The sequence below is a fragment of the Agrobacterium sp. 16-172Ci genome, assembly GCF_053522725.1.
The window spans coordinates 23551-48547 of the sequence record NZ_JBNWBW010000007.1 but is presented as its reverse complement, the minus strand read 5'-3'; the positions used below and the strand labels follow the sequence as shown (position 1 = coordinate 48547).

Here is a 24997-nt window from a genome sequence, read left to right as displayed (position 1 = left end):
ACGTCCTGTCAGCCTTCGACGGCAATCAGCGCCGCGGCCACGGCACGCGATTCCGACAGCATGATGTTATAGGTGCGCACGGCAGCACCCGTGCTCATCGGGTCGACGGAAATGCCCGCTTCCTTGAAGGCGGCGCGCAATTCCTTCGGCAGAACCCGCATGCCGTCGCCCGTGCCGATCAGCAGCACTTCGATATCCTGCGCTTCCGCCAGAACCTTTTCGAAATGTCCGACCGTCAGTTCTTTCGCATCGACAGGCTCCCACCCATAGATGCCCGAAGGCAGGAGCAGAAGCGAACCGCGATGCGACATGTCGGCAAAACGGAACCCGCCATTGCCATAGGCATCGATGGGCGCCCGGCCGGGAAAATGGGCCGGGCGTATTTCAATCCCGCCGGCCATCAGACGGCAGGCTTGCCGCCAATGGCGCCGGTGTTGTTTTCTTTCTTGTCGTCCTTCTCGTCTTCCGCATCCTTGCTATCAGGACGCAGCTTGAAGGCGATCAGCACCGGAGCGGCGATGTAGACCGAGGAGAACACGCCGATACCGACACCGAACAGCATGGCGAAGGTGAAGGAACGGATGACCTCGCCGCCGAAGAGATACAGTGCCAGCAGTGCCAGAAGTACGGTCAGACCGGTAAGGATCGTACGCGACAGAGTCTGGTTCAGCGACACGTCGATGATCATGGAAAGCGGCATCTTCTTGTATCGCCTGAGGTTTTCACGGACACGGTCGTAGATGACGACGGTGTCGTTCAGTGAATAACCGATGATCGTCAGGATCGCCGCGATACTGGTCAGATTGAACTCTATCCCCAGGAAGACGAACAGTCCGATCGTGAAGACAACGTCATGCACCATGGAGATGACCGCGCCGAGTGCAAACTGCCACTCGAAGCGAACCCAGATGTAGACCATGATCGCCGCCATGGCGAGCATAACGCCGATGGTGGAGGTAACGGTCAGGTCGCCGGAAACGGCAGGACCCACCACTTCCACGCGGCGGAAGTCGTATTTGTCCTCAAGCTCGCCGCGTACCATGGTGATGGCGGACTGCTCAGCATTTTCGCCGCCGTCCTGCGCCTGAATGCGGATGAGAACATCCTGCGGCGTACCGAAATTCTGCGCCTGGATTTCACCGAGGTTGAGCTGGTTCAGACGATCGCGAATATCGGCCAGATCGGCTTCACCCTGCTTGGCGCGCACTTCGATGACCGAACCGCCCTGGAAATCGATGCCGAGGTTCAGACCCTTGGCCACGAAACCGCCGACGCAGGCGAGCATGATGGCGCCGGTGATCATGAACACCACGCGGCGATAACGCATGAAGGGAATGTCGCGACCGTCGAACATGGCGGTGCGGACACCCTTCGGCAGGTGTTTCGGACGGCTGCGGCGAACCCAGTAGCCGAACATCCACGCTGTTAGCGTATAGGCCGTGAAGACGGTCGTGATGATACCGACGGCCAGCGTAACCGCGAAGCCTTTGACCGGGCCGGTACCCATGTAGAACAGCACGCTTGCGACGATCAGCGTCGTCAGGTTGGCGTCGATGATAGTGGCGAAGGCGCGGGTAAAGCCGTTATCCAGTGACTGGATCAGCGGTTTGCCGCTCTTCACCTCCTCGCGTATTCGCTCATAGATCAGAACGTTCGAATCCACGGCCATGCCGATGGTCAGGACGATACCGGCAATACCCGGCAAGGTCAGCGTCGATCCGATCACACTCAACACAGCGAGCAGCATGATGACGTTGACGATGAGGGCGATATTCGCCAGCAGGCCGAAGAAGCCATAAAAGACGAACATGAAGATGAGGACGCCGACCGCGCCAATGGCGCTGGCCGTCAGACCGGCGGTGATGGAGTCGTTACCGAGGCTCGGGCCGACCGTGCGTTCTTCAACCACGGTCAGCGTGGCCGGCAGCGCACCGGCGCGCAGCAGAACCGCGAGGTCGTTGGCGCCCTGCACCGAGAAATTACCGGAAATCTGCCCCGAACCGCCGATGATCGGCTCACGGATGACAGGTGCGGAGATGACCTGATTGTCGAGCACGATGGCGAAAGGCTTGCCGACATTCTGCTGCGTCGCCTGCGCGAAGCGCTGCGCGCCGCGGCTGTCGAAGCGGAAGGTGACGACGGGTTCGTTGGTCTGCTGGTTGAAGCTTGCCTGCGCGTCGACGAGATTATCGCCGGAAACGAGCGCGCGGCGTTCCACCAGATAGGGAACCGGCGGATCGTCCTGCGAATAGAGAACCTCGGAGGTCGCGGGCGGACGGCCGTTCATGGCTTCCTGTACCGGCATCGTCGTATCGACCATGCGGAAGGAGAGCTTTGCCGTCTGGTTCAGAAGCGACTTCAGGCGCTGCGGATCCTGAAGGCCGGGCACCTGCACGATGATGCGGTCCGAACCCTGACGCTGGATGAGCGGCTCGGTGGTGCCGACTTCGTCAACGCGACGGCGCACGACTTCGATGGACTGCGAAACGGCGGATGACAGGCGGTAATCGATGCCTTCATCCGTCAGGTTGAGCCTGAGCAGATTATCGCCGCCGTCATTCATCGTCACTTCGGTGATGGAGCCGCCGACCAGCGTGCCGGCGGACACCGGCTGCGTCAGGTCGCGAAGCGCGTTCTTGGCGGCTTCCACCTGCGCGGGATCGCTGATGCGGACCTGAATCTGCTGGCCGTTGCCGGTAAGCCCCGAATAGCGGATGTTGGCGTCGCGAAGCTGCGTGCGCACATCGCCCACGATCGTTTCGAGCCGTTCCTTGACGATGTCGGAACGCTCGATCTTGAGCATGATGTGCGAACCGCCCTGAAGGTCGAGACCGAGCGTTACCTTGTTGTCCTTGTACCAGGCAGGCATGCCCTCCAGCTGTTTGTCCGTAAACAGGTTGGGAGAGGCGATGAAGACGCTTGCCAGCACAAGCAGCCAGATGAAGACTGTTTTCCAACGGGAAAAATGAAGCATTTCGATCTCGGTCAGGGTTGGGGTAGCGCTTTGCGCAACCCGTCAAAATTCGCAATCGGGCATTCGATAATCCGGCAGGATCAGGAAGCGGCTTCCGTCTTGACCACTTCGCCCTTCACACGCACTTCGGCAATGTAGGCGCGGGCGGCACGGATTTTCACGCCTTCGGCGATTTCGACTTCGAGTTCATTGTCATCGATGACCTTGGTCACCTTGCCGACGATGCCGCCGCCGAGAACGACCTGATCGCCACGGCGAATATTGGTCAGCGTTTCCTGGCGCTTCTTCATCTGCGCGCGCTGCGGGCGGATAAGGAAAAAGTACCAGACCACCATAAGCGGCGCAAACAGGAAAAGCATTTCAAGGCCGGAACCGAAGGCCGATGCGCCGCCCGCTGCGTCCTGGGCAAAAGCTTGACTAATGAACATATAAAACTCCTCAGAATTACGGCACGACCTTGGATGCCGCCCCAGCTTTCAAGCCGCCGGAATATAGTGGGGAACGCCGGGATTGCAACAGATGCAGGGCCCACGCCGTACCGATTCCGGACCTCTTAACCTTTATGGGCCTGAAACGCCATGCTAGGCCGAGCGCAAAACAGAGTTTTGAACACCAGACAAGCGGAAGAAACACCATGATTCGAGAAGAAACGGCCTCCCTGCTTCTTTCAGAGCTGCGCCGGCTCACCATCGCCGTGGAACGTCTGGCCGGACCGGCGCCCGCCGTAAACGACTGGAATGCGGCCGATTGTTTCGTCTGGGCGCCAGTCAACTCCTTTATCCAGCCGGTTCCCCGCCCCAACCGCATCGCCCTGAAGCTCATCCGTGGCGTCGACCACGTCCGCGACATTCTTCACGAAAACACGCTGCGTTTCGCGGAAGGTTTTGCCGCCAACAACGTGCTGTTGTGGGGTGCGCGCGGCATGGGCAAATCCTCGCTGGTCAAGGCCGTTCACGAAGATGTGCGCGCGGCAAGCGGCGTTTCGCTGAAACTCGTGGAAGTGCACCGCGAGGACATCCACACCCTGCCCGCTTTGCTCGATATATTGAAAGCCTCCGGCCATCGCGTCATCGTCTTCTGCGACGACCTCTCCTTCGACCATGACGATACGGCCTATAAATCGCTGAAGGCGGCGCTCGACGGCGGCATCGAAGGCCGGCCGGACAATGTGCTGTTTTATGCGACGTCCAACCGCCGCCATCTTCTGCCGCGCCACATGATGGAAAACGAGCAGTCCACCGCCATCAACCCTTCGGAAGCGGTGGAGGAGAAGGTTTCGCTCTCGGACCGTTTCGGCCTGTGGCTCGGTTTCCACAAATGCGGCCAGGAAGATTATCTGACGATGATCGACAGCTATGCGGCGCATTTCGATCTGGGTCTTGACCGCGAAACGCTGCATCACGAGGCGCTGGAATGGGCGACCACGCGCGGCGGCCGCTCGGGCCGTGTCGCCTGGCAATATATTCAGGACGCCGCCGGCCGTCTCAGAAAACCGCTCGACAGATAACGCCACCGTGACATCGGGCGAAACGCGGTGTCGTTACGACCACACCGCGTGTCGTATTCCCGAACGCCACATCTCCCCTCACATGGTTTGCTGCACCCATGAAGTCACCTGTTTCCGGAGGAGCGGACAGGTACGGTGTTCAAACCATGGAGGAGATGGATATGAGCAGGAACAGAGGCGTCGTCTACATGCGGCCGGGTCAGGTCGAGGTTCGCGATATCGATGACCCGAAGCTTGAGGCGCCGGATGGCCGCCGCATCGAGCACGGCGTCATTCTCAAGGTGATTTCCACCAATATCTGCGGCTCCGACCAGCATATGGTGCGCGGCCGCACAACGGCGATGCCGGGCCTCGTCCTCGGCCATGAGATCACCGGCGAAGTCATCGAAAAAGGCGTCGATGTCGAGATGCTGGAAATCGGCGATATCGTCTCGGTGCCCTTCAACGTCGCCTGCGGCCGCTGCCGCTGCTGCAAGTCGCAGGATACCGGCGTCTGCCTGACGGTGAACCCGTCCCGCGCCGGCGGCGCTTACGGTTATGTCGATATGGGCGGCTGGATCGGTGGACAGGCCCGTTATGTCACCATTCCCTATGCCGATTTCAACCTGCTGAAGTTCCCGGACCGCGACAAGGCGATGTCGAAGATCCGCGACCTCACCATGCTCTCCGACATTCTGCCGACCGGCTTCCACGGCGCGGTCAAGGCGGGCGTCGGCGTCGGCTCCACGGTCTATGTTGCGGGCGCCGGCCCGGTAGGCCTTGCCGCCGCCGCATCCGCCCGCATTCTCGGTGCTGCGGTCGTCATGATCGGCGATTTCAACAAGGATCGCCTTGCGCACGCGGCAAAAGTCGGTTTTGAACCCGTCGATCTTTCCAAGGGCGACCGGCTGGGCGACATGATTGCGCAGATCGTCGGCACCAACGAAGTCGACAGCGCCATCGACGCCGTCGGCTTCGAAGCGCGCGGCCATGCGGGCGGCGAACAGCCGGCCATCGTTCTCAACCAGATGATGGAAATCACCCGCGCCGCCGGCTCCATCGGCATTCCGGGCCTCTACGTCACCGAAGACCCCGGCGCGGTGGATGCGGCGGCGAAACAGGGCAGCCTGTCGCTGCGCTTCGGCCTCGGCTGGGCAAAAGCGCAATCCTTCCACACCGGACAGACGCCGGTGCTGAAATATAACCGCCAGCTCATGCAGGCGATCCTGCACGACCGCCTGCCGATTGCCGATATCGTCAACGCCAAGATCATCGCGCTCGACGATGCAGTGCAGGGCTATGAAAGCTTCGATCAGGGCGCGGCCACCAAGTTCGTCCTCGATCCGCATGGCGATCTCTTGAAGGCTGCCTGATACTTCAGCGGCATATGGCTGATAATTGTAAAGGCGCCCGCGACGGATATCGTCGCGGGCGTCCCTGTTTTCCGGCCCTGTCACTACCCGGTGAAACTTACGGCTCCCCTACCAGCAGCGCCTCCAGCTCGGCTTTCGCTTCCGGGGAGAGATAGGGCCTGAACAGGCTTGAGACCTGCTTCAATCCCCAGTCCAGCTGCGGCGGACCGAACTCGGTGATGCCTTCCTGAAGGTTGAGATAGGACGCCCAATAGGTGGAGACGATCCATAGGTTCGTCAAAACGGCAGGCCGTTCTTCCTCCGGTATCGCAGCGAGGCCCGCTTTCTCCATGCGCGCGACGATATCGCCGACGGCAAGGCGCATCGCGGCGCTTATGGTTCGCACGGGCTCCACCAGCGCCGGGGCGGAAGAGACAAGACCGACCAGATCGCGAAACAGGAACCGGTAGTCCCACACCAGCGAAAACCATAGCCGCAGAAAACCGGCATAGGTTGCCGCCGCTCCCTCATCGGCCCCGTCAATCTTTCCGACAATTGCCAGCGCATCGGCTTCGAACCGGGCAAACAGCGCTAGAACCAGTGCTTCCTTGGTGCGGAAGTGATAATAGAGATTGCCCTCATTGATCTCCACCGCCCTTGCGATTTCGGCGGTCGTCACATGGTCAGGCCCGCGCTCGTTAAACAGAGTAAGAGCGGCGTCGAGAATTCTCTGGCGTGTGGGACGTGCTGCCGTCCGCGCGGTACTGCTTTTCTTCATTGATTTCGAACCCGACCATTGAAATCTAAGGTATGCACCTTAAATACCCACAATAAGGTATACACCTTAACAGGAAATGTAAGTGTTCAACGCGGACAAAGGACCTGTAAAATGACCGGAACCGACCTTCGCACCGCCTCCCCGGATACGCCCGGAATCGCTCCCGTCTCCAAATTCGCAACCGCCCGCGTCGCGCTGTCGCTCATCCGCAATCCGTTGAAGGCTCTGCCGCCGGAAATTTTCAGCGAGCCGGCGGTCTTTACCCGTCTCGGCGGCGTCATGCGGGTTCATCTTGCCGATCCCGCGCTTATCCATGAGGCGCTTGTCAAGAACGCCCATCTGCTCGGCAAGGGCGAAGATGTGCGCCGCGCCCTCGGCCCCGCGCTCGGCCAGGGACTTCTGACGGCCGATGGCGATCACTGGAAGTGGCAAAGGCAATCCGTCGCCGCAGCATTCCGGCACGAGACGCTGCTGGAATTGCTGCCGGTCATGATCGAAGCCGCGCGCCGCACGCAACAGCGCTGGCGCTCATCGCCTGCCGGCGACATCGATATCGGCCATGAGATGATGCGGACGACCTTTGATATCATCGTCGAAACCATGATGTCCGGCGGCCACGGCATCGATATAGCCCGCGTCGAGCAAAGCATCACCGATTATCTGAAACCCACGGGCTGGACCTTCGCACTCGCCATGCTGGGCGCACCGGAGTGGCTTCCGCATCCGGGCCGGCGCAAGGCGCGCGCGGCGGTGGATTATCTTCGCTCCAGCCTTGCAACCGTCATTTCCGAAAGGCGACAAAATCCGATTGAGAGGAACGATCTGGTTTCCATGCTGCTAGAAGCGAAAGATCCGGAAACCGGGCGCATGATGAGCGACACGGAAATCATCGATAATCTCCTTACCTTCATCACCGCCGGTCATGAAACCACGGCTCTCGGCCTTGCCTGGACCTTCCATCTGCTCTCGCAAAACAGCGACGTGGAGCGCAAGGTCATCGACGAGATTGAAACCGTTACCGCCGGTGAACCGGTGGCGGCCGACCATATCGCCCGCCTGACCTATACCAGGCAGGTATTTTCGGAAGCGATGCGGCTTTACCCGCCCGCCCCTGTGGTGACACGCACGGCATTGCAGGACTTCAGGCTCGGCGAACACGATATCCCGGCCGGCACCGTTCTTTATGTGCCGATCTACGCCGTCCACCGGCACACGACGCTGTGGGAAGAACCCGACCGCTTCGACCCGTCGCGCTTCGAGCCCGAAAAGGTCAAGGCGCGCCACCGCTATGCCTATATGCCCTTCGGCGCTGGCCCGCGCGTCTGCATCGGCAATGCCTTTGCCATGATGGAGGCTGTCGCAATCCTCGCCGTGCTTTTGCAGAACGACCACCTCAGGAACAAAAGCCCGGCAAATACCGAGCCGCTGATGCGGGTCACCTTGCGGCCGGAAAACCGTCTGATGATGCAGGTCAGCAGCCGAAAAAACAAATCGCCCGCGGCGTAACCGCCACGGGCGACTGGTTCAGTACGAAACTCCATCCGTCACCGGATGGTGACGATCACAGATCGACGTCGAGGATCGCCATGGAGAAGTTGTAGGAGCGGTCGCCGTCTTCGTCATCGATATAAACGACGCCGAGAAACTCTTCGCCAAGATACACTTCGGCGGAATCGTCCTTGCGCGGACGCGCCTTGACCACCATCGTCGGGTTGAAGGTGCGCTTGAAATAGGCGTCGAGTTTTTTGATTTCGTCGGCTTTCACCACTATTCTCCTGTGCGGTTCGCGTTGGCCCGCTTTTGGCATGGGACAAAGGCCAAAGTAAAGTGAAAGCGGCAAGTCATCCGTGTCTTCCACACGGACGACCGTGAAAATGCCGGCCCCATCGGGGCGCGACAGGGCCGGTCAGATATCGGCCCCGATAAGCTGGTCCATCAGGCGCGAGGGTTCGGAACACCCTGCTTCTCCCACCACACGCGCCGGCACGCCGGCAACGGTCGTCTTGGGCGGAACCGGCTTCAGCACCACCGAACCGGCGGCGATGCGCGAGCAGCTGCCGATCTCGATATTGCCGAGGATTTTCGCCCCGGCCCCGATCATCACGCCATTGGCGATCTTCGGATGGCGGTCCGCCCCTTCCTTGCCGGTACCGCCGAGCGTGACGCCGTGAAGGATGGAAACGTTGTCGCCGATCACGGCGGTCTCACCGACCACCAGCCCGGTGGCATGATCGAGGAAGATGCCCTTGCCGATGCGCGCGGCCGGATTGATATCCGTCTGGAAAATGCTCGAGGAGCGGCTTTGCAGGTAAAACGCGAAGTCCTTGCGGCCCTTCTGCAGCAGCCAGTGGGCGAGCCTGTGGGTCTGGATGGCCTGAAACCCCTTAAAATAGAGGAGCGGCTCCATGAAGCGCGTGCAGGCCGGATCGCGGTCGTAAACGGCCTGAATGTCGACGCGCAGCACGCTTCCCCATTCCGGCCAGTCATCCAGCATGTCCTGGAAGGTCTGGCGCAGAAGCACGGCCTGCATGTCGGGATGATCGAGGAGTTCGCAGATGCGGTAGATCACACATTCTTCGAGAGACCGGTGATTGAGGATCGTCGAATAAAGGAAGGCCGAAAGCAGCGGGTCCTGTGCCGCGGCGCTGCGGGCTTCATTGAGCAGGCTGCCCCAGATGGGATCGACGATCGCCAGCTGTTCGGGCTGACGGGCCTCGGTACGTGCGACCATGAATGGTCTCCTCGTTTGCAGTGGTCGTTCTTTATACAGAAAAAGACGTGCATTAGAAATGGGATTCGAATGACGACTTTAAAGGCGACAAGGCTTCAGTTTTTCTTCATGCAGCATGAAAAACCGTTTCTTGCCGTGCCGTCAGCGTTGCCACATTTCCGGACGGAAAACCGGGCTCCACTTTTCCTGAAAATGCTCCTGATCAAAGCGAGCGGTAAAATTCCAGCACCGCCGCCTTGAACACCCGGTCGCCGACGGCCAGCATGTGGTCGCGGCCGGGGATATCGATCGCCCGCGCATGCGGCATGACCGCGGCAAGCTCCGCAGCGGAACCGGCGATATCGTCCTTCGTTCCAACCGCTATCAGCGTTGGCGCATCGATTTTCCCAGCCTGTTCGCGGGTGACGAGAACCCGCGACGTCTCGATACAGGCGGCCAGCGCCAGCCGGTCGCTTTTCGTCTGGTCAGCAAAGGCGCGGAACATGCGGCCGCGCTCGTGGGTGACGACATCGAGCGAAGGTGCGAGAAGCGCCTCGGCAATCGGGTCCCAGTCGCCGACACCTTCGACCATGCCGATGCCGAGCCCGCCGAAGACCAGCGAACGCACGCGCTCCGGATGCGCCATGGCCAGAAAGGCGGAAATGCGCGCGCCCATGGAATAGCCCATCACATGCGCTTCGGCGATGCCGAGATGGTTGAGCAGCGCCACCGCATCCTCGGCCATGACCGGAGGATAATAGGCTTCGGAATCGTGCGGCTTGTCGCTTGCGCCGTGGCCGCGATTGTCGATGGCTATCACCCGGTAGCCCGCATCCCCCAATGTTTTCAGCCAGCCGGGATGCACCCAGTTGACATTGGCGCTGGAGGCGAAGCCGTGGATCAGCAGAACCGGTTCGCCCGCCGGATCGCCCTCGTCGAAATAGGCAAGGCGAAGGCCGTCATGGGAAAAATCGGAAAACTGCGGCGTGTTGAGATTCATCAAGGACATCCTTTTTGCCGGACCATATGGCAGGAATTAGCAATGTTGAACATGTTTTGCTGACGATTTTTATGGAGATGCAATGCGTTTGAGGCTACATATCCGCAACGACGAGCCGGCACGCGAAGACGGATTGCGGCTCGATAACGATATTGCATTTGGAGACGAACATGGCCGGGCATTCCATTCCCCACTTCCAGAACGATGGCGGACACCGCATGATCGAGATCGGCGTCAAGGAATTCATGTGCACCGGCGCTTCCGTTCCTTACGATCATCCGCATATCTTCATCGATATGGGCGACGACAACGAGAAGGTCTGTTCCTACTGCTCCACCCTTTACCGCTACAATCCGTCGCTGAAGGCCGAGCAGACCAATCCTCCGGGCTGCGTCTTCCATGTGAAGGCCGCCTGACCTTCCACTTTTCCTGATCGGGGCGCACCAATGCCCATCAAATCCGTAGCCATTGTCGGTGCCGGCATCGCCGGTCTCACCGCTGCCCTTTCTTTTGCCCGGTACGGTGTCGACTGTGACATTATCGAACAGGCCGGTGAGCTGACGGAAGTGGGCGCAGGCCTGCAACTCTCGCCCAATGCCGCCCGCATTCTCGCCGAACTCGGCGTGCTGCCGGAAATCGAAGAGCGCTGGACCGAACCGGTCAGCGTTGAACTCGCCTCCGGAAAATCGCTTGCCACGCTGCTCTCGCTGCCGATGGGCGCGGTGGCGCGCAAACGCTGGGGCGCACCCTATGGCGTGCTGCACCGCTCGACGCTGCAGAATGCGCTTCTCCAGGCGGTGACACGAAACCCGCTCTGCCGCCTGCATCTCGGCAAGCGCATTGAAAACGCGACGGTGGACGTGATTGCCGCAACCACCTTCCGTGACCATGATCTTATCGTCGGCGCGGACGGCGTCTGGTCGGCGGCCCGCTTCGCGGTCCCTTCCGCCCCCACGGCCACCTTCTCCGGCAATATTGCCTGGCGCTTCACCGTTGCCGCAAATGACGTGCCGTCAGCCATCAACAAGAGCGCAGTGACCGCCTATCTCGGTTCCGGCGGCCATATCGTCGCCTATCCGCTGAAGGAAGTCGGCGGTTTCAACATCGTCGCCATCGCGCTCGGTGCCGACCCCGGCGCAACCTGGCGGGCGGAATCGAGCGGGCGGCAGAAAGCCATGTTGCTGGAACAGTTTCGCGGCTTCAGCCCGGATATCGTCCGATTGCTCGATTCGTCAGAGAATCCGACCTTCTGGCCGCTCTATCAGGCCGGCTCGGGCCGCTGGCACAATGGCCGCGACACGGTGCTGATCGGCGATGCGGCGCATGCCATGATGCCCTTCGCCGCACAGGGCGCGGCCATGGCGATAGAGGATGCTTTCGAACTTGCGAGAGCGACGGCAGGCGGCAATGCCGAAAGGCCCCTGCCCTTGCCGCAGGCCCTTGCCAGCTTCGAGGCCCTGCGCTCGCCGCGCATAGAAAAGGCCCGCAAGCGGGCCTCTCTCAATCGTTTTGCCTATCACGCGAGAGGCCCGGTGCGTATTGCGCGGGACTTCGTGTTTTCCACGCGCCCCACCGACGCCTTCCTGAAGGACTTCGACTGGCTCTACGGCTATCGCGCCAAAGGCTGAGGTCAAACCCCGGCCGCTGCCGCAAACCCGGCCTCAAGGTCCTTCTTGAGGTCGGCGATATCCTCAAGCCCGATCTGCAGGCGGATAACCGGCCCTTCCGAGGGGCCCCTGGCGATGGTTCTGTCGACAAGCGACACCGAAACGGCAAGCGATTCGTATCCGCCCCAGGAATAGCCGAGCCCGAAGAAGGTCAGCGCATTGAGGAAGGCGACCGCCGCCTGCTTGTATTTGCCTTCTTCCGCCTTCAGCACGAAGGAGAAGACACCGCTTGCGCCCTTGAAATCGCGTTTCCAGAGTTCGTGCCCGGCAAAGCTCGGCAGCGCCGGATGCAGCACACGGACGACGTCGTCACGGCTCTCCAGCCATGTGGCAATATCGAGCGCGCTTTTCTGGTGGTGCTCCAGCCTTATTCCCATGGTGCGCATGCCGCGCAGGATCTGGTAGGCATCGTCGGAGGTGACGCAGATGCCGAGATTGGTATTGGCCTGATAAAGCGCCTTCCAGTGCTTTTCATTGGCCGAAACGAACCCCATCAGCACATCCGAATGACCCGAAGGATATTTGGTGGCGGCGTGAATGGAGACATCGACGCCGAAATCGAGCGGCTTGAAATAAAGCGGAGTCGCCCAGGTATTGTCCATCGTCACCACGCAATCATGGCGGTGAGCGATATCGGTGATCAGCCTGACATCCTGGATCTCGAAGGTGTTGGAGCCCGGCGCTTCCAGATGTACCAGCCTGGTGTTTGGCCGGATGAGAGCCTCAATGCCCTCCCCGATTGCCGGGTCGTAATATTCCACCTCGACACCGAGCTTCTTCAGCATCGTGTTGCAGAAACGGCGCGTCGGAAAATAGACGGAATCGACGATCAGCGCATGATCGCCGGCGCCGAGATAGGCAAGGAACGGCACGGTGATGGCCGCAAGGCCCGAGGGCACGAGAATGGTTCCGGCAGACCCTTCCAGCTCGTTGACGAGATTGCACAAAGCGTCCGTCGTCGGCGTGCCGTGCGTGCCATAGGTATATTTCTGGTTTTCGGTCGAAAGCGTCTCCGCGTCGGGAAAAAGCACGGTCGAACCGCGCACGATGGGCGGATTGACGAAACCGCAACAGTCCGCGGGATCGTTGCCGCCATGGGTCAGGCGCGTATTCACACCTGCGGCGGAAAGCAGGTCATTTGTCTTGGTCATTTCAGATCAGCTTTCGAAGGAACATTGACGCGTGCGACAATGCTAAGAGCGCAACGCAAGGTCAAGTCCCGCAGGGACGCCTGGGCAGGTCGGATTGACGCATCGCCAATCAGAATACAAGAAGTATACAAATACTGTGCAAGTGCAAATTTCCGCAAAAATATGCTTATATTTTCACCCTTTGCACACTTCCCGACCAAAATTTGGAAAATTCCGTTTTATAGGCACAATTATTGCCCGCACGTCTTGACCCCGCTGCCAATTGCGATTGTGATAGAAAAAGCGGATCGAAAAAGATCTCGCTGAAGGGGGAGCTGGGGAAGACAAACATGCCGGTCCCCTTCCAAGTGACGATAACAAACAAAGGTTGGGAAAAATGAAAAAGGCAATTCTGTCGGCCGCCATCGGCGCAGCAGTTTTGGGAGGAGCCTCGGTCGCTTCGGCTGCGACGCTTCAGGATGTGAAGGGCAAGGGTTTCGTCACCTGCGGCGTCAGCGCCGGCATTCCGGGATTCTCCAATCCCGATGACAAGGGCGAATGGTCCGGTATCGACGTGGACTATTGCCGTGGTATTGCCACTGCGGTTTTCGGTGATCCTTCGAAAGCCAAGTTCGTCGCACTTTCGAGCAAGGACCGATTCCCGGCTCTCCAGTCCGGTGAAGTCGACGTTCTGACCCGTAACACCACCTGGACGATCAGCCGCGACACGTCGCTGGGCTTCAACTTCCGTACCGTCAACTACTACGACGGCCAGGGCTTCATCGCCAAGAAGAGCCTCAACGTGAAGTCCGCTCTCGAGCTTTCCGGCGCTGCCGTCTGCGTGCAGACCGGCACGACTACGGAGCTCAACCTCGCCGACTACTTCAAGACCAACAATCTGCAATACAACCCGGTGGTTTTCGAAAAGGAAGCCGACGCGACCTCTGCTTATGATGCTGGCCGTTGCGACGTCTACACCACTGACCAGTCTGGCCTTTACGCGATCCGCCTGAAGCTGAAGAACCCGGACGAAAACGTCGTTCTGCCGGAAGTCATCTCCAAGGAACCGCTTGGCCCGGCCGTTCGCCAGGGTGACGACCAGTGGTTCGACATCGTGACCTGGGTTCACTATGCGATGGTCAACGCCGAAGAGCTTGGCATCACCTCCAAGAATGTCGATGAGCAGAAGAACAGCGCCAATCCGGATGTGAAGCGCCTGCTCGGCACGGAAGAAGGCACCAAGATCGGTACCGATCTCGGCGTGACCAACGACTGGGCCTACAACATCATCAAGCTGGTGGGTAACTACGGCGAAGTCTTCGACCGCAACGTCGGCGCTGGCTCTCCGCTGAAGATCGAGCGTGGCCAGAACGCGCTGTGGACCAAGGGCGGCCTGCAATACGCACCGCCGGTCCGTTGATCGGCCCCATTACCGGCTAGATCATAAGGAGGCTGGGCAACGCCCGGCCTCCGCTTCAAATTATATAAATAAGCTCGCAAAGAGCACATAAAAGGGAAAGGTGCCTATGGCAGGCAACGCGGTCAGTTCGCAACGATCGCGCGCGCAGAGCGCGTCGTCACTTATCTACGATCCACGCATACGCGGCATTTTTTATCAGGTCCTGACAGTCGTCGTCCTGGCCGCCTTCGTCTGGATCATCGTGACGAATACGATCACCAATCTTCAACGGTCAAACATCTCGTCCGGCTTCGGCTTCCTCAACGGAAGAGCCGGTTTCGATATCGGCCAGTCGCTGATCGCTTATACCAGCGACGCGACCTATGGCCGGGCATTGCTCGTTGGCATTCTCAACACGATCCAGGTTGCATTTTTCGGCATCATCGCCGCCTCGATCATCGGTTTCATCGTGGGCATCGCCCGGCTGTCCAATAACTGGCTGATTTCGAAACTTGCGCAGGCCTATGTGGAAATCTTCCGCAACATCCCGCCGCTGCTCGTCATCTTCTTCTGGTACAAGGGCGTCATCTCGGTTCTGCCGCAGGCGCGCGAGTCGCTCGAGCTTCCGCTTGGAGCCTACCTCAACAATCGCGGCTTCTTCTATCCCAAGCCGCTGTGGGGAGAAGGCACCTGGCTCGTGCCGCTGGCCTTCCTGGTCGCCATCGTTCTCAGCGTCTTTGTTTACCGCTGGGCGAAGGCCAGACAGGAAAGAACCGGACAGCAGTTCCGCACCGGCATAACGGTGACGCTTCTCATCATCGGCCTGCCGCTGGCGACGTTTCTGGCGCTCGGGGCGCCGCTGACATTCGACTATCCGATTGCCGGGCGGTTCAACCTGTCGGGCGGCGCGGTTGTCGCACCTGAATTCATGTCGCTGTTCCTGGCGCTTTCCTTCTATACCGCCTCCTTTATCGCCGAAATCGTTCGCGGCGGCATCAAGGCTGTAGCGAAGGGTCAGACGGAAGCTGCGGATGCACTGGGACTTCGCTCCAGCACCACGACGCGCCTGATCGTCGTTCCGCAGGCGATGCGCATCATCATCCCGCCGCTGACGAGCCAGTATCTCAACCTGACCAAGAACTCCTCGCTTGCGGTCGCTGTCGGCTTTGCCGACATCGTCTCCGTTGGCGGTACGATCCTGAACCAGACGGGACAGGCAGTCGAAGTCGTTGCAATCTGGCTGGTCATCTATCTCTCGCTGTCCCTGCTCACGGCCGTGGTCATGAACTGGTTCAATGCGAAAATGGCCCTGGTGGAGCGATAACGATGACGATCAGCAATCACGCATTCGTGCGACAGACCATTGAGGACGCCAAACCCGCGCCCTCGAGCGCCGTCGGCTTCGGCCACTGGCTGCGCACCAAACTCTTCGCCACGCCTAAGGACACCGTTCTCACGGTTATCGCCCTTGCCCTGCTCGCCTATCTGGTGCCGCCGATCATCAAGTGGCTGTTCATCGACGCGGTATGGACCGGCAGCGATCGTATCGCCTGCCTGACCGCTTCGCAGGGCGGCGCGCTGCCGGACGGCCAGTCCGGTGCGTGCTGGGCTTTCGTTTCGGCAAAGCTCGGCCAATTCGTCTTCGGTCGCTATCCGATCGACGAACGCTGGCGTCCCATCCTGGTGATGGTGACGTTCGCCATCCTGCTTATACCGATGCTGATTCCAAAAGCGCCGTTCAAGCGACTGAATGCGCTGGCGCTTTTCATCATCCTGCCCTTCATTGCGTTCTTCCTGCTCATCGGCGGCGTCTTCGGCCTGCCGAAGGTGGAAACGCAGCTGTGGGGCGGCCTGATGGTGACCCTCATCCTGTCGTTCTTCGGGATCACGGTGTCGCTCCCCTTCGGCATTCTTCTGGCGCTCGGCCGGCGGTCGAACCTGCCGGTGATCAAGATGCTCTGCGTGCTCTTCATAGAGGTCATTCGTGGCATTCCGCTGATTACCGTCCTGTTCTTCGCAAGCATCATGCTGCCGCTGTTCCTGCCCGACGGCTGGACCTTCGACAAATTCCTGCGCGCGCTCGTCGGCGTGTCGCTGTTCTCCTCGGCCTATATGGCGGAGGTGATCCGCGGCGGCCTGCAGGCCATTCCTAAGGGACAATATGAAGGTGCGGATTCGCTCGGCCTGAACTACTGGCAGAAGACGCGGCTGATCGTGCTGCCGCAGGCGCTGAAGCTCGTCATTCCGGGCATCGTCAACACCTTCATCGGGCTGTTCAAGGACACGTCGCTGGTCTCGATCATCGGCATGTTCGATCTGCTCGGCATTGTCACACTCAACCAATCGGATGCGAACTGGGCCACGCCCGTCACCGCCATGACTGGCTATATTTTCGCAGGCTTCGTATTCTGGATATTCTGCTTCGGCATGTCGCGTTATTCGCTGTTCATGGAACGGCACCTCGACACCGGGCATAAACGATAAGGGACGCTCAAATGGCAGAAACCCAAGCAAAAAAACTGACCGTCTCGACTACGGACGTGGCGATCGAACTCATCGGCATGAACAAGTGGTATGGCGACTTCCACGTGCTGCGCGATATCAACCTGAAGGTCATGAAGGGCGAACGCATCGTTATCGCCGGTCCTTCCGGGTCGGGCAAATCGACCATGATCCGCTGCATCAACCGCCTTGAAGAACATCAGTCGGGCACGATCAATGTCGATGGCATCGAACTCACCAACGACCTAAAGAAGATCGACGAGGTGCGTCGTGAAGTCGGCATGGTGTTCCAGCACTTCAACCTCTTCCCGCATCTGACGATCCTCGAAAACTGCACGCTGGCGCCGATCTGGGTTCGCAAGATGCCCAAGAAGGAAGCCGAAGAAGTGGCGATGCACTATCTGAAGCGCGTCAAGATCCCCGAGCAGGCGAACAAATATCCCGGCCAGCTCTCCGGCGGCCAGCAGCAGCGCGTGGCGATTGCCCGCTCGCTCTGCATGAAGCCGAAGATCATGCTGTTCGACGAGCCGACCTCGGCGCTCGACCCGGAAATGGTCAAGGAAGTGCTCGACACCATGGTCAGCCTCGCCGAAGACGGCATGACCATGCTGTGCGTGACCCATGAAATGGGCTTCGCCCGCCAGGTGGCAAACCGCGTCATCTTCATGGACCAGGGCCAGATCGTCGAACAGAACTCGCCCGCCGAATTCTTCGACAATCCGCAGCACGAGCGCACCCGGCTGTTCCTCAGCCAGATTCTGCACTGAGACTGCGATCGACATATATATCGAGCGGGGCCGTTTCGGCCCCGTTTTCGTTTCTGGAGACCTGCTGAAATCTTTATCTCCATGCACGCGCGCGACGATTTCGATTCCGTGATTCCACCGCTCTCGAAGCGCCAAGAGCACAAAAATGGGCGCGGCGTCGCAGTTTAACCATTTGTTACGAAACAGGAATCCTTGTTTTTCAGGGCTTCTGGGGGCCCATGTCATTTTTTTGTCAAATCATGCATTTTTCCGCTTGCAGACCTTCGGGAGCCTGACTATAAGGGCGCCACACCACAAGCGCACGCGCCCTTCGTCTATCGGTTAGGACGTCAGATTTTCATTCTGAAAAGAGGGGTTCGACTCCCCTAGGGCGTGCCACTTGCCTTCGTGTTTTTCCCCCTCAGAATATGACCACAATGCATCAGCTGGCAAATTCGTCACGCGTGATCAATGTGCCGGAACCGATTCCCGTCGGGCACGTTAGAATGCTGTCCCCCCCGATGGAAGGCAAGCCGGACGAAACGCCAACAGGCAAATCGACCGGCTTGCCTTTCCCCTTCAGCTCTCCCCACAGCATCCGCTTCATCGAGCCGGCCGCCTTTGCCAGCTAAGGGTTAGAGACTGCGTCCCCGGCCTCCTGCAAGACATGGGGGCATTACTGAAGCGCAGCGATAGGGGCGATATTTCAAGGCCTTGGCCATTTCTCGCGCAGTTTTCCACAGCCCTTCCGGCCTCCATAAAAAAACTCGTCACGAAGCGAGAAAAATCAATTTTTCCGCTTGCGGACCAACCGGAGCCTGACTATAAGGGCGCCACACCACAAGCGCACGCGCCCTTCGTCTATCGGTTAGGACGTCAGATTTTCATTCTGAAAAGAGGGGTTCGACTCCCCTAGGGCGTGCCACTTGCTTCTCCTTAAAAATCAGCTGCCTGCACGAAAATCTTCACGCATCGCGTAAAGAAGTCTCGTTGTGTCTCATCCGCTCGCCTGGGCTGGTGTCCGGTGAAATTCCAAGATAGCTGGAAGGCCCTGTCATTGCGCAAAGTCAGGGCGCGAAAGCCGCGTCCAGGACGCGCAGTTGAACGCGCCTCTGGCCCTGCCAGAGATCGGCGCCCACGGTGCCGGCGACGTGAATGTTCCGGCCACGCGCATTCAGCAGCATCTGCCCCAGAGGCGCTTCTGCGGCGCGGAACGCGATACCGTCCAGTCGCGAGCCGTCCATGGCCTCCAGCGTTATCTTGACGTGAGCTGTACCCACAAGCCGCACATCGCGCAGACGATGCGCCGGCACGGCAAAGATGGGCTGCGAATGGCCGGAGCCATATGGACCGGCCTGCTCCAGCTGGTCGACAAGCTGCAAGGTGGCACCCGACGCGCCGATAGCGCCGTCGATCTTCAGCACGCTGCTTTCCACCAGCTCGTTCACGGTCTTTGCCGCCGCTTCCTCGAAGAAAGTCCTGAGCTTGCCGAGATTGGCGCGCTCCACCGTCAGGCCGGCTGCCATGGCGTGACCGCCACCTTTGACAAGCAAGCCGGCCTCCACGGCAGCGCGCACCATGCGCCCCATATCGAAGCCGTTGATCGAACGGCCTGAACCGGTGCCCTTGCCGGAGGGATCGAAGGCAATGGCGAAGGCGGGGCGACGGAAGCGATCCTTCAGACGCGAGGCAAGCAGACCGACAATGCCGGGATGCCAGTTTTCACGCGCAGTAACGATGACGCCCGCACCCGAGCCGTCGCCATATTCGAACAGCGCCTCCGCTTCGGCTTCCGCCAGCATGGCCGCTTCCATGGCCTGTCGCTCGCGGTTCAGCTCATCCAGCCTCTCGGCAATGACTTCGGCCTGCGAAGCATCGTCGATGGTCAGGAGACGGCTGCCGAGCGCAGCGTCGCCGATGCGGCCGCCAGCATTGATGCGCGGCCCGATCAGGAAACCGAAATGATAGGGCGTCACCGGCCCGCCCAGCCCCGCCTTCTTAAACAAGGCGGCAAGCCCGGCATTGTTCATATGGCGCGCGGCAATCAGCCCCTTTACCACATAGGCGCGGTTGAGCCCTTTCAGCGGCACCACATCGCACACGGTGGCAAGCGCGACGATATCGAGAAGCGACAGCAGATCGAGCGTGAAGGCCTGCCTGTGCCGCTTCTCTTTCAACAGCCGCAGGGTGGCCACCAGCACGAGGAATACCACGCCGGCGGCACAGAGATGCCCCTGCCCCGAAAGATCGTCCTCGCGGTTGGGATTGACCAGCGCCACGGCCGGCGGCAGCTCCGTGCCGACCTGATGGTGGTCGATCACCACCACATCCGTTCCCGCATCTTTGGCAGCCTTCAGCGATTCATGGCTGGTGGAGCCGCAATCGACCGTCACGATCAGCGTCGCACCATTGGCGGCAAGCTGCTGCATCGCCGCCGGGTTCGGCCCATAGCCCTCGAAAATGCGGTCGGGAATATAGATTTCCGGTGTCAGACCGAAATGCGCGAGAAACCGGTACATCAAAGCGGAGGAAGCAGCGCCGTCGACGTCGTAGTCGCCAAAGATTGCCACCTTCTCCCCTGTCTCGATGGCCCGCACCAACCGCTCGGCGGCCTTTTCGCAATCGGTCAGCACATGCGGATCGGGCATCAGGGAACGAATGGTCGGATCGAGGAACGCCAGGGCGTCATCCACACCCACACCGCGCCCGGCAAGCACCCGTGCGATCAATTCGGGGATGGCGTGAATCTGGGACATGGCCAGCGCGCGGTTCTGCCCGGCCTGATCCAGCCGCGACACCCAGCGCTGTTCTGTCGCCGACCGCTCCACGCTTAGAAACGCGCGGGCCACGGTATCGGCCGGCTCCATCATTGCCATCCTGTCCATTCATCCTGTCATGCGCCCAATCGCGCTTTAAAACGGGCTAAATGGCGATGGCGCGTTTTTCAAGCAAAAACGCGCTTATGAGGATTCACACCGAAAAAATCGAGAAAAACGGGCTGACGATCGAGACAGCGCCAACAAGCAGCAGCAGTGAGAACACGGCAAGCGAACACCAGTTGCGCTCATGCTTCCCCATATCGAATTCCATGCTGCGAATATTGTCATTGGCATTGTGAGGCCGCGCCCGGTGATGGGCGGCCGCAAAGCCTGCGCGCTTATTGTCCTTGAACAGGATGATCGATGTCACGGCCACGCCTCCCTCGCTTGGTGAACAGGATTAACCATAGTGCCGAATCGCCTTGTTTTCCAGCGCTTCCGACGCCGTCCCCCCAAATTTTATGGGCGCGAGACTACCGACACGATGCGGGCAGCCATAGAACGAAAAACCGCGCCTCCATCCGGAAGCGCGGCCCTCGATAACATCAAGATCACGAAGCGTCTCAGGTCCGCTCGATACGGATGACCTGCGGCTCGCTGACGAGATATTTCTCGTTCTTGATCGCCTTCACGGCCTTGCGGATCGCATCTTCCATCGTCGCATGGGTAACGAGAATGATGGTCTGCGGCGCGCCTTCCACATGCACGCGCTGGCGCTGCACGATGGATTCCAGCGAGATGTTGTTATCCGCCATGCGGGTGGCGATGGAGGCAAAGACGCCGGCCTGATCCTTCACCGTCAGGCGAATGAAATAACCGCCCTCATGGCTCTTCATCTTGGCGCGGCGGTATTCCGTCAGCGATTTCGCCGGACGGCCGAGAACCGGCACCTGCTGGGCGCCCGGACGGCTCTTGGCGATATCGGCAATGTCGCCCAGTACGGCGGACGCCGTGGCGTTGCCGCCCGCACCCGGACCAACCATCAGCAATTCGCCGAGAATGTCGGATTCGATCGCCACCGCGTTGGTGACGCCATCCACCTGGGCGATAACGGAATCGAGCGGCACCATGGTCGGATGCACGCGCTGCTCGATGCCGGATTCGGTCACCTGCGCCACGCCGAGAAGCTTGATGCGATAACCGAGTTCGGCGGCCGCCTGAATGTCCTCGCTGGAGATATTGGTGATGCCTTCCAGATAGATGTCATCGGCCGAAATCTTGTTGCCAAAGGCAAGCGTCGTCAGGATTGCCAGCTTGTGGGCCGTATCGTTGCCCTCAATATCGAAGGCCGGATCGGCCTCCGCGTAACCGAGCCGCTGCGCTTCCTTCAGACAGGCCTCGAAGGACAGCCCTTCCTTCTCCATCTTGGTCAGGATGTAGTTGCAGGTGCCGTTCATGATGCCGTAGATGCGCGACACATGGTTACCGGTCAAGGATTCGCGCAGCGCCTTGATGACGGGGATACCGCCGGCCACCGCCGCTTCGAAATTAAGAAGCGCGCCCTTGTCTTCGGCAATGGTCGCCAATTCGACGCCATGTTTGGCCAGCAGCGCCTTGTTGGCTGTCACCACATGGAGACCGCGTGCGAGTGCGGCGCGCACCGCATTTTCCGCCTGACCGGAAGCACCGCCGACCAGTTCGACGAAGACGTCGATCTCGGCTTCGCTCGCCAGCTGCTCGGGCGTGTCGAACCAGGTAATACCCGCAAGATCAATGCCGCGGTCGCGCGAACGGTCGCGCGCGCTCACGGCAATAATCTCAATCGCGCGTCCGCAGGTAATCGCAAGTTCGTTGCTTCTCTGCTGGAGGATGCGCACGAGCGAAGCGCCGACAGTGCCGAGCCCCGCTATGCCGATTCTCAATGAATCTGCCATGGGTATGTTCCTGATTGCTGTTGATGGTGGCGGCCGGGACCCGGCCGCCTTGGGTTGCCCTTATCTGTGGGCGTTGAGCGAAACGACGTTATGCATCGTTTCGTCTGCGCTCGACAGGAAACGCTTCAGATTGCGCGCTGCCTGACGAATTCGATGCTCGTTTTCCACGAGCGCGAGACGGACGTAATCGTCGCCCATCTCGCCAAAGCCGATGCCGGGAGCAACGGCAATATCTGCCTTCTCGACCAGAAGCTTGGAGAATTCCAGGCTGCCGAGATGGCGGAATTTTTCCGGGATCTTCGCCCAGGCGAACATCGTCGCCGCCGGCGGCGGAACTTCGAAGCCCGCCTTGCCGAAGGTGTCGACCATGACGTCACGGCGGCGGCGATAGACATTGCGCACTTCGGCGATGTCGGAGCCGTCACCGTTCAGCGCATGGGTCGCCGCAACCTGGATCGGCGTGAAGGCGCCGTAATCGAGATAGGACTTCACGCGCGTCAGCGCCGCGATCAGCCGCTCGTTGCCGACGGCAAAGCCCATGCGCCAGCCGGGCATGGAGAAGGTCTTCGACATGGAGGTGAACTCTACCGCAACGTCGATTGCGCCGGGAACTTCGAGAACCGAGGGCGGCGGATTGTTTTCGTCGAAATAGATTTCCGAATAGGCAAGGTCGGAAAGCACGATGATCTCGTGCTTCTTCGCAAAGGCGATGACGTCCCTGTAGAAATCCAGCGAGGCGACATGCGCCGTCGGGTTCGACGGGTAGTTGACGATCAGCGCCAGCGGCTTCGGAATGGAATGGCGCACGGCGCGCTCCAGGGGTCCGAAGAAGCTGTCATCCGGCTCGACATTCATCGAACGAATAACCCCGCCCGCCATCAGGAAGCCGAAGGCATGGATCGGATAGGTGGGGTTCGGGCACAGGATCACGTCACCCGGTGCGGTGATGGCCTGCGCCATATTGGCGAAGCCTTCCTTGGAGCCGAGCGTGGCGACGACCTGCGTGTCGGGGTTCAGCTTCACGCCGAAACGGCGGGCATAATAGGCTGCCTGCGCGCGGCGAAGGCCGGGAATGCCCTTGGACGAGGAATAACGATGGGTGCGCGGGTCCTGAACGACCTCGCAAAGCTTGTCGACGATGGCCTTCGGGGTCGGAAGGTCGGGATTGCCCATGCCGAGATCGATGATATCGGCCCCGGCCGCTCGCGCGCTCGCTTTCAAACGGTTGACCTGTTCGAAGACGTATTGCGGCAGACGCCGGACCTTGTGAAACTCTTCCATCTCTTTCCTCATGGGAATGGACCGGTTCTGCCGGCCCATAACGAAGGTTCGTTTTTTGTTGTTAAACGCCGCCGACACGAACCGACCCGGCAGGCGTTATTCATTGTAGCGCAAAGCACGGGAAAACCTACAAGGCTTTTCTCGGCCCACGCCGCATAGCGGTGATCCGCCCGTCCTTCCGGCACGGCCTTCTCAGCTCCTCCGGCAAGGCGGATCGCGCACTATGATCAGGGAACTTGCATAACGCCAGATTCTTGGAAAATGCAAGGCAAGCCATGCTCAAGAACGGCCATTCCTGCCCTTCAGCCGCGCTCACCCTTCACAATTGCCGCGCGGATGACCGAAAGCACGCGCTCCGGCTTGATATCCGTGCAGACGAGCTGGCTCGGATGCCCGTCCCAGTCGCCCGGCGGAAAGGCGCGTCCGTCAGGCTTCTGGATCGTCTGGCCATCGGCAAGCCCGCCGCAAACGACACGCACCGGGCCGCTGCGGGTGGTAAACAGTTCCGGCGCGACGAGATAAACGCAGGCGCAGCTGTCATGCACCACCATGCCGTCACCGGTGCGGGTCTTGTAGAAATCGATATAGAATTGCGACAGGTCCGAAAGCAGCTGCACCGGCTTACCGCCCGCCTCTGCCATCTCCGACATGAAGGCGCTGGTCATCACGGTTTTCGTCGTCACGTCCAGACCGACGACGACCACGCGCCACGGCGCGGTGAAGACAAGATCGGCCGCTTCCGGATCGCCATGAATATTGGCCTCGGCCGCCGGCGAGACATTGCCGTTAATGTCGAAGGCGCCGCCCATGACGATGACTTCCTTCACCAGCGCCGCAAAATCCGGTTCCTCACGCAGTGCCAGCGCCAGATTTGTCATGCGGCCGACGGCGATCAGCGTCACCTCACCTGGATTGGCCTTCACCGTCTCGATGATGAAGCGATGTGCGGGGCGCGGATCGAGCGGCAGATCGATGGTTTCAGGGATATCGATATCGCCGAGGCCGTTTTCGCCGTGGATGAAGGTCGGCCAATGGCCTTCCTTGCGGGCAGGATCAAAGGTCACGCCCGCGCCTCTCGCAACCGGTGCGGTCATCTGCCATTCCCGCTTGAGGAAGAGCGCATTGCGGGTGGTGATATCGATGGGAGCGTTGCCGAAAACCGTGGTGACGCCGATCAGATCGATATCGGGGTGACGGTGCAGGAACAGAAGCGCCATGGCGTCGTCTACACCGGGATCCGTATCGAATATCACTTTATGCATAATGCCCTCATCCGTAT

Annotated in this window: 23 protein-coding genes and 2 tRNA genes; 12 read left to right on the top strand and 13 right to left on the bottom strand. The window is 60.0% G+C overall.

What is annotated here, in order from left to right; all coding sequences use genetic code 11:
- Positions 1 to 8 precede the first annotated feature (8 nt).
- The 3 genes from ACQZ40_RS09420 to yajC form a co-directional block, all read right to left on the bottom strand.
- Complete coding sequence (locus ACQZ40_RS09420) at positions 9 to 401, bottom strand: Mth938-like domain-containing protein (protein WP_003524967.1); 393 nt, start codon at positions 399 to 401, stop codon at positions 9 to 11.
- Positions 401 to 2974 (bottom strand): protein translocase subunit SecDF, encoded by a 2574-nt coding sequence (gene secDF, locus ACQZ40_RS09415; protein WP_003524965.1) that lies wholly within the window; start codon positions 2972 to 2974, stop codon positions 401 to 403. The genes ACQZ40_RS09420 and secDF overlap by 1 nt, the downstream gene beginning before the upstream one ends.
- Before the next feature lie 80 nt (positions 2975 to 3054).
- The gene (gene yajC, locus ACQZ40_RS09410; RefSeq protein WP_003524964.1) at positions 3055 to 3402 is read right to left on the bottom strand and encodes a preprotein translocase subunit YajC; all 348 of its coding nucleotides are present in this window, start codon (positions 3400 to 3402) and stop codon (positions 3055 to 3057) included.
- Positions 3403 to 3608: 206 nt separating this feature from the next.
- Here yajC and ACQZ40_RS09405 point away from each other — a divergent pair, with 206 nt between their 5' ends.
- Positions 3609 to 4481 (top strand): ATP-binding protein, encoded by an 873-nt coding sequence (locus ACQZ40_RS09405; protein ID WP_003524963.1) that lies wholly within the window; start codon positions 3609 to 3611, stop codon positions 4479 to 4481.
- 161 nt (positions 4482 to 4642) lie between these two features.
- Entirely contained in the window at positions 4643 to 5833 is a 1191-nt protein-coding gene (fdhA, locus tag ACQZ40_RS09400; protein ID WP_448747832.1) for a formaldehyde dehydrogenase, glutathione-independent, read from the top strand.
- 97 nt (positions 5834 to 5930) lie between these two features.
- Here the strand turns inward: fdhA and ACQZ40_RS09395 are convergent, their stop codons facing one another.
- Positions 5931 to 6590 carry a TetR/AcrR family transcriptional regulator gene (locus ACQZ40_RS09395; RefSeq protein ID WP_080856379.1) on the bottom strand — a complete coding sequence of 220 codons (660 nt, stop codon included), beginning with the start codon at positions 6588 to 6590 and terminating at the stop codon, positions 5931 to 5933.
- 111 nt (positions 6591 to 6701) lie between these two features.
- Between ACQZ40_RS09395 and ACQZ40_RS09390 the strand changes: the two genes are divergently transcribed.
- Positions 6702 to 8096, top strand: a complete 1395-nt coding sequence (locus tag ACQZ40_RS09390) for a cytochrome P450 (protein WP_448747831.1) — start codon at positions 6702 to 6704, stop codon at positions 8094 to 8096.
- 55 nt (positions 8097 to 8151) lie between these two features.
- On the opposite strand, the gene ACQZ40_RS09385 is transcribed toward ACQZ40_RS09390, so the two are convergent.
- The 3 genes from ACQZ40_RS09385 to ACQZ40_RS09375 form a co-directional block, all read right to left on the bottom strand.
- A complete protein-coding gene (locus tag ACQZ40_RS09385; protein ID WP_003524869.1) occupies positions 8152 to 8355 on the bottom strand; it encodes a DUF3126 family protein in 204 nt (67 codons plus the stop codon).
- A 141-nt stretch (positions 8356 to 8496) separates the two neighbouring features.
- Positions 8497 to 9321, bottom strand: a complete 825-nt coding sequence (gene cysE / locus ACQZ40_RS09380; protein ID WP_065115719.1) for a serine O-acetyltransferase — start codon at positions 9319 to 9321, stop codon at positions 8497 to 8499.
- Between the two features lie 202 nt (positions 9322 to 9523).
- Entirely contained in the window at positions 9524 to 10300 is a 777-nt protein-coding gene (locus tag ACQZ40_RS09375; protein WP_448747830.1) for an alpha/beta fold hydrolase, read from the bottom strand.
- 170 nt (positions 10301 to 10470) lie between these two features.
- On the opposite strand from ACQZ40_RS09375, the gene ACQZ40_RS09370 reads away from it, so the two are divergent.
- Together ACQZ40_RS09370 and ACQZ40_RS09365 are read left to right on the top strand one after the other, a co-directional pair.
- Positions 10471 to 10716, top strand: a complete 246-nt coding sequence (locus ACQZ40_RS09370) for a zinc-finger domain-containing protein (protein WP_035261222.1) — start codon at positions 10471 to 10473, stop codon at positions 10714 to 10716.
- Between the two features lie 30 nt (positions 10717 to 10746).
- Complete coding sequence (locus tag ACQZ40_RS09365) at positions 10747 to 11928, top strand: FAD-dependent monooxygenase (protein ID WP_448747829.1); 1182 nt, start codon at positions 10747 to 10749, stop codon at positions 11926 to 11928.
- Positions 11929 to 11930: 2 nt separating this feature from the next.
- On the opposite strand, the gene ACQZ40_RS09360 is transcribed toward ACQZ40_RS09365, so the two are convergent.
- Positions 11931 to 13118 (bottom strand): cystathionine beta-lyase, encoded by a 1188-nt coding sequence (locus ACQZ40_RS09360; protein ID WP_448747828.1) that lies wholly within the window; start codon positions 13116 to 13118, stop codon positions 11931 to 11933.
- Between the two features lie 376 nt (positions 13119 to 13494).
- Here ACQZ40_RS09360 and ACQZ40_RS09355 point away from each other — a divergent pair, with 376 nt between their 5' ends.
- From ACQZ40_RS09355 to ACQZ40_RS09325, 7 genes are all read left to right on the top strand, one after another.
- Positions 13495 to 14517, top strand: a complete 1023-nt coding sequence (locus tag ACQZ40_RS09355; RefSeq protein WP_065655015.1) for an amino acid ABC transporter substrate-binding protein — start codon at positions 13495 to 13497, stop codon at positions 14515 to 14517.
- 106 nt (positions 14518 to 14623) lie between these two features.
- Positions 14624 to 15820, top strand: a complete 1197-nt coding sequence (locus ACQZ40_RS09350; protein ID WP_065655014.1) for an amino acid ABC transporter permease — start codon at positions 14624 to 14626, stop codon at positions 15818 to 15820.
- Positions 15821 to 15822: 2 nt separating this feature from the next.
- Positions 15823 to 16980 (top strand): amino acid ABC transporter permease, encoded by a 1158-nt coding sequence (locus ACQZ40_RS09345; protein WP_065655013.1) that lies wholly within the window; start codon positions 15823 to 15825, stop codon positions 16978 to 16980.
- Positions 16981 to 16991: 11 nt separating this feature from the next.
- On the top strand, positions 16992 to 17765 hold the full coding sequence (locus tag ACQZ40_RS09340; RefSeq protein WP_003524857.1) for an amino acid ABC transporter ATP-binding protein: 774 nt from the start codon (positions 16992 to 16994) through the stop codon (positions 17763 to 17765).
- A 303-nt stretch (positions 17766 to 18068) separates the two neighbouring features.
- A tRNA-Glu gene (locus ACQZ40_RS09335) sits at positions 18069 to 18143 on the top strand.
- A gap of 38 nt (positions 18144 to 18181) precedes the next feature.
- A complete protein-coding gene (locus ACQZ40_RS09330; protein WP_448747827.1) occupies positions 18182 to 18376 on the top strand; it encodes a hypothetical protein in 195 nt (64 codons plus the stop codon).
- A 218-nt stretch (positions 18377 to 18594) separates the two neighbouring features.
- A tRNA-Glu gene (locus tag ACQZ40_RS09325) sits at positions 18595 to 18669 on the top strand.
- Positions 18670 to 18811: 142 nt separating this feature from the next.
- On the opposite strand, the gene recJ is transcribed toward ACQZ40_RS09325, so the two are convergent.
- The 5 genes from recJ to ACQZ40_RS09300 all read right to left on the bottom strand — a co-directional run bounded on the left by recJ (position 18812) and on the right by ACQZ40_RS09300 (position 24980).
- A complete protein-coding gene (recJ, locus tag ACQZ40_RS09320) occupies positions 18812 to 20620 on the bottom strand; it encodes a single-stranded-DNA-specific exonuclease RecJ (protein WP_080629749.1) in 1809 nt (602 codons plus the stop codon).
- Positions 20621 to 20714: 94 nt separating this feature from the next.
- Entirely contained in the window at positions 20715 to 20939 is a 225-nt protein-coding gene (locus ACQZ40_RS09315; protein ID WP_161987935.1) for a hypothetical protein, read from the bottom strand.
- Between the two features lie 187 nt (positions 20940 to 21126).
- Positions 21127 to 22437, bottom strand: coding sequence for a homoserine dehydrogenase (locus ACQZ40_RS09310; protein WP_080856383.1), 1311 nt, complete (start codon positions 22435 to 22437; stop codon positions 21127 to 21129).
- Positions 22438 to 22497: 60 nt separating this feature from the next.
- Positions 22498 to 23718 carry an LL-diaminopimelate aminotransferase gene (locus tag ACQZ40_RS09305; protein ID WP_059758717.1) on the bottom strand — a complete coding sequence of 407 codons (1221 nt, stop codon included), beginning with the start codon at positions 23716 to 23718 and terminating at the stop codon, positions 22498 to 22500.
- A gap of 302 nt (positions 23719 to 24020) precedes the next feature.
- Complete coding sequence (locus ACQZ40_RS09300; protein WP_448747826.1) at positions 24021 to 24980, bottom strand: nucleoside hydrolase; 960 nt, start codon at positions 24978 to 24980, stop codon at positions 24021 to 24023.
- Positions 24981 to 24997: the final 17 nt, after the last annotated feature.

Bases quoted from the DNA above. Each gene is read 5' to 3' on its own strand.
- recJ (WP_080629749.1), bottom strand. From the start codon at position 20,620: ATGGCAATGATGGAGCCGGCCGATACCGTGGCCCGCGCGTTTCTAAGC.
- secDF (WP_003524965.1), bottom strand. From the start codon at position 2,974: ATGCTTCATTTTTCCCGTTGGAAAACAGTCTTCATCTGGCTGCTTGTG.
- ACQZ40_RS09300 (WP_448747826.1), bottom strand. From the start codon at position 24,980: ATGCATAAAGTGATATTCGATACGGATCCCGGTGTAGACGACGCCATG.
- ACQZ40_RS09350 (WP_065655014.1), top strand. From the start codon at position 14,624: ATGGCAGGCAACGCGGTCAGTTCGCAACGATCGCGCGCGCAGAGCGCG.
- ACQZ40_RS09395 (WP_080856379.1), bottom strand. From the start codon at position 6,590: ATGAAGAAAAGCAGTACCGCGCGGACGGCAGCACGTCCCACACGCCAG.
- yajC (WP_003524964.1), bottom strand. From the start codon at position 3,402: ATGTTCATTAGTCAAGCTTTTGCCCAGGACGCAGCGGGCGGCGCATCG.
- ACQZ40_RS09355 (WP_065655015.1), top strand. From the start codon at position 13,495: ATGAAAAAGGCAATTCTGTCGGCCGCCATCGGCGCAGCAGTTTTGGGA.
- ACQZ40_RS09360 (WP_448747828.1), bottom strand. From the start codon at position 13,118: ATGACCAAGACAAATGACCTGCTTTCCGCCGCAGGTGTGAATACGCGC.
- ACQZ40_RS09420 (WP_003524967.1), bottom strand. From the start codon at position 401: ATGGCCGGCGGGATTGAAATACGCCCGGCCCATTTTCCCGGCCGGGCG.
- ACQZ40_RS09370 (WP_035261222.1), top strand. From the start codon at position 10,471: ATGGCCGGGCATTCCATTCCCCACTTCCAGAACGATGGCGGACACCGC.
- ACQZ40_RS09390 (WP_448747831.1), top strand. From the start codon at position 6,702: ATGACCGGAACCGACCTTCGCACCGCCTCCCCGGATACGCCCGGAATC.
- ACQZ40_RS09405 (WP_003524963.1), top strand. From the start codon at position 3,609: ATGATTCGAGAAGAAACGGCCTCCCTGCTTCTTTCAGAGCTGCGCCGG.
- ACQZ40_RS09340 (WP_003524857.1), top strand. From the start codon at position 16,992: ATGGCAGAAACCCAAGCAAAAAAACTGACCGTCTCGACTACGGACGTG.
- cysE (WP_065115719.1), bottom strand. From the start codon at position 9,321: ATGGTCGCACGTACCGAGGCCCGTCAGCCCGAACAGCTGGCGATCGTC.
- ACQZ40_RS09345 (WP_065655013.1), top strand. From the start codon at position 15,823: ATGACGATCAGCAATCACGCATTCGTGCGACAGACCATTGAGGACGCC.
- ACQZ40_RS09310 (WP_080856383.1), bottom strand. From the start codon at position 22,437: ATGGCAGATTCATTGAGAATCGGCATAGCGGGGCTCGGCACTGTCGGC.
- ACQZ40_RS09375 (WP_448747830.1), bottom strand. From the start codon at position 10,300: ATGAATCTCAACACGCCGCAGTTTTCCGATTTTTCCCATGACGGCCTT.
- ACQZ40_RS09305 (WP_059758717.1), bottom strand. From the start codon at position 23,718: ATGGAAGAGTTTCACAAGGTCCGGCGTCTGCCGCAATACGTCTTCGAA.
- ACQZ40_RS09365 (WP_448747829.1), top strand. From the start codon at position 10,747: ATGCCCATCAAATCCGTAGCCATTGTCGGTGCCGGCATCGCCGGTCTC.
- fdhA (WP_448747832.1), top strand. From the start codon at position 4,643: ATGAGCAGGAACAGAGGCGTCGTCTACATGCGGCCGGGTCAGGTCGAG.
- ACQZ40_RS09330 (WP_448747827.1), top strand. From the start codon at position 18,182: ATGCATCAGCTGGCAAATTCGTCACGCGTGATCAATGTGCCGGAACCG.